General features: G+C 68.0%; 4 protein-coding genes. All 4 read left to right on the plus strand.

The features are described 5' to 3' along the window. Positions 1-395 (plus strand): TraB/GumN family protein (locus VHK87_RS03280; RefSeq protein ID WP_329633469.1); only part of this gene is annotated, 395 nt, incomplete at its 5' end. Positions 396-429: 34 nt separating this feature from the next. Then, a complete protein-coding gene (locus VHK87_RS03285; RefSeq protein ID WP_329633470.1) occupies positions 430-1,206 on the plus strand; it encodes an enoyl-CoA hydratase in 777 nt (258 codons plus the stop codon). Positions 1,207-1,302: 96 nt separating this feature from the next. After that, the gene (gene rpsT, locus VHK87_RS03290; RefSeq protein ID WP_329633471.1) at positions 1,303-1,578 is read left to right on the plus strand and encodes a 30S ribosomal protein S20; all 276 of its coding nucleotides are present in this window, start codon (positions 1,303-1,305) and stop codon (positions 1,576-1,578) included. A gap of 382 nt (positions 1,579-1,960) precedes the next feature. After that, a partial coding sequence (locus VHK87_RS03295; RefSeq protein ID WP_329633472.1) for a DnaA N-terminal domain-containing protein occupies positions 1,961-2,183 on the plus strand: 223 nt, incomplete at its 3' end.

The raw sequence follows: 2,183 nt of genomic DNA on the forward strand, positions 1-2,183 counted from the left end.
CCCCGGCCGGCGCCGCGCGCAAGGCTTTCGAGACCCCGGCCCAGCAGATCGCCTTCTTCGACGAAGCGCCGCTGGCCGAGCAGATCGCCTCCCTCGAACACAGCCTGGAGGAGATCGAGCGCGATCCGCAGGCCTTCTCCACCCTGGTGGGCGCGTGGATGGCGGGCGACCTGGGGGCGCTGGAGAAGCTCGCCATCGAGCCCCTGCGCGAGGCCGCGCCGGTGATCTACCGGCGCGTGGTGACCGAACGGAACGCCGTCTGGGTCCGGGAGATCGACGCCCGGCTGAAGGGCCGCGGCCGCACCGTGGTGGTGGTCGGGGTCGGCCACCTGATTGGGCCGGAGGGATTGCCGGCGAAGCTCCGGGCGCTTGGCTATTCCGTCGAGGGGCCTTAAGGCGGCGGCTATCCCATCGCACCGGAGGCCCGCTATGAGCTACGCCACCCTGATCGTGGAGCCGTCGGACGCCGTCACCCTGGTGCGGCTGAACCGCCCCGAGGCGCTGAACGCCCTCAACGGCCAGCTGATGGACGAGCTCACCGCCGTGCTGGACGCCGCCGAGGCCGACGAGGCGGTGCGGGCCATCGTCATCACCGGCTCGGATCGGGCCTTTGCGGCCGGCGCCGACATCAAGGAGATGGCGCCCAAGTCCTACGCCGAGGCCTTCACCGAAGATTTCATCACCCGCAACTGGGAGCGGGTCACCCGCTGCCGTAAGCCGGTGATCGCCGCGGTGGCCGGCTACGCCCTGGGGGGCGGCTGCGAGCTGGCGATGATGTGTGACTTCATCATCGCCGCCGACAACGCCCGCTTCGGCCAGCCGGAGATCAACCTCGGCGTCATTCCCGGGGCCGGCGGCACCCAGCGGCTGACGCGCTTCGTCGGCAAGTCCAAGGCCATGGACATGGTGCTGACCGCCCGGATGATGGACGCCGCCGAGGCCGAGCGCTGCGGTCTCGTGAGCCGCGTCGTGCCGGTGGCCGAGCTGGTCCCGGCGGCGATGGAGGCGGCCCGGAAGATCGCCGGCCTGTCGCCCCAGGCGGTGATGATGGCCAAGGAGCTGGTGAACGCCGCCTACGAGACCCCGCTGAGCCAGGGCGTGAAGATGGAGCGGCGGCTGTTCCACTCCCTGTTCGCCTTCGATGACCAGAAGGAAGGCATGGCCGCCTTCGTGGAAAAGCGGCCGCCGGCGTTCAAGGGCCGGTAAGGGCTTGCTCCCGACGGGCCCTTACCGTATATCCGCGCCTCCGATTTTACGCCTGGGCGGAGCGTCCGGGCGCGACAACCTGTTCTGAGAGCAAGCATGGCCAATACGCCTGGCGCCAAGAAGGCGGCGCGAAAGATCGAACGCCGCACTGAAGTCAACAAGGCCCGCCGCTCGCGCGTGCGGACCTTCCTGCGCCGTTTCGAGGAAGCGGTATCCGCGGGCGACGCGGCGGCCGCCAAGACGGCCTTCGTCGAGGCCCAGTCCGAGCTGATGCGGGCGGTCACCAAGGGCGTGGTTCACAAGAACACTGGGGCCCGCAAGGTGTCCCGACTGGCGGCCCAGTTGAAGAAGCTGTCCAGCTCCGCGGCCTGACGCGGCGCGCCGCCGCTGCGGCGCTAAGTCGCTGAAAAGTTAACGTTTATCGCCACGCCCGCCGAGACCCCTCGGCGGGCGTGGTCGTTTTTGTGGCGCTTGTCGGGTGCGACTCCTGCGGCGAATTCTCACATCCAGCTAAGCTTGGAAACGCCGTTTCCCTTGGGCCGCCAACGGGCGCCGGTGAGTCAACGAAAATATCGTTTCTGAGCGTCAAGAATCCCCGTTGACCGGCGGGCCGCCCCGAATAGTCTGGGCGCTCCTAAAGACGTTTTCCATCTCTGTGCGGATGAAACAGACGACGGCGCGAGCTTCGTTTCGCGGCGGATAAGATCTTGTTGTCTTTAGAAAACTGGCTTTGGCACGGGGGCTGAGGTCGGGGATGAACGATCGGGGGTTAGGCCATATGAAGAGCGGGGGTTTCGTCGCGGCGTCGGAGATGCCGGCGGGTGCGGTTTGGACGAAGACTTGCCAGGCGCTGAAGCGTGAACTGGGCGAGGCGACGTTCGGATCGTGGCTCGGTCCGGCTGCGCTCCGCGAGCACCAGGGCGAGGTTTGCCTGGTGGCTGCGACCGGGGTCGCCCGCGACTGGATCCGCCGCCATG

Source organism: Phenylobacterium sp. (assembly GCF_036263695.1).
In the GTDB taxonomy this organism is placed as follows: Bacteria; Pseudomonadota; Alphaproteobacteria; order Caulobacterales; family Caulobacteraceae; genus Phenylobacterium.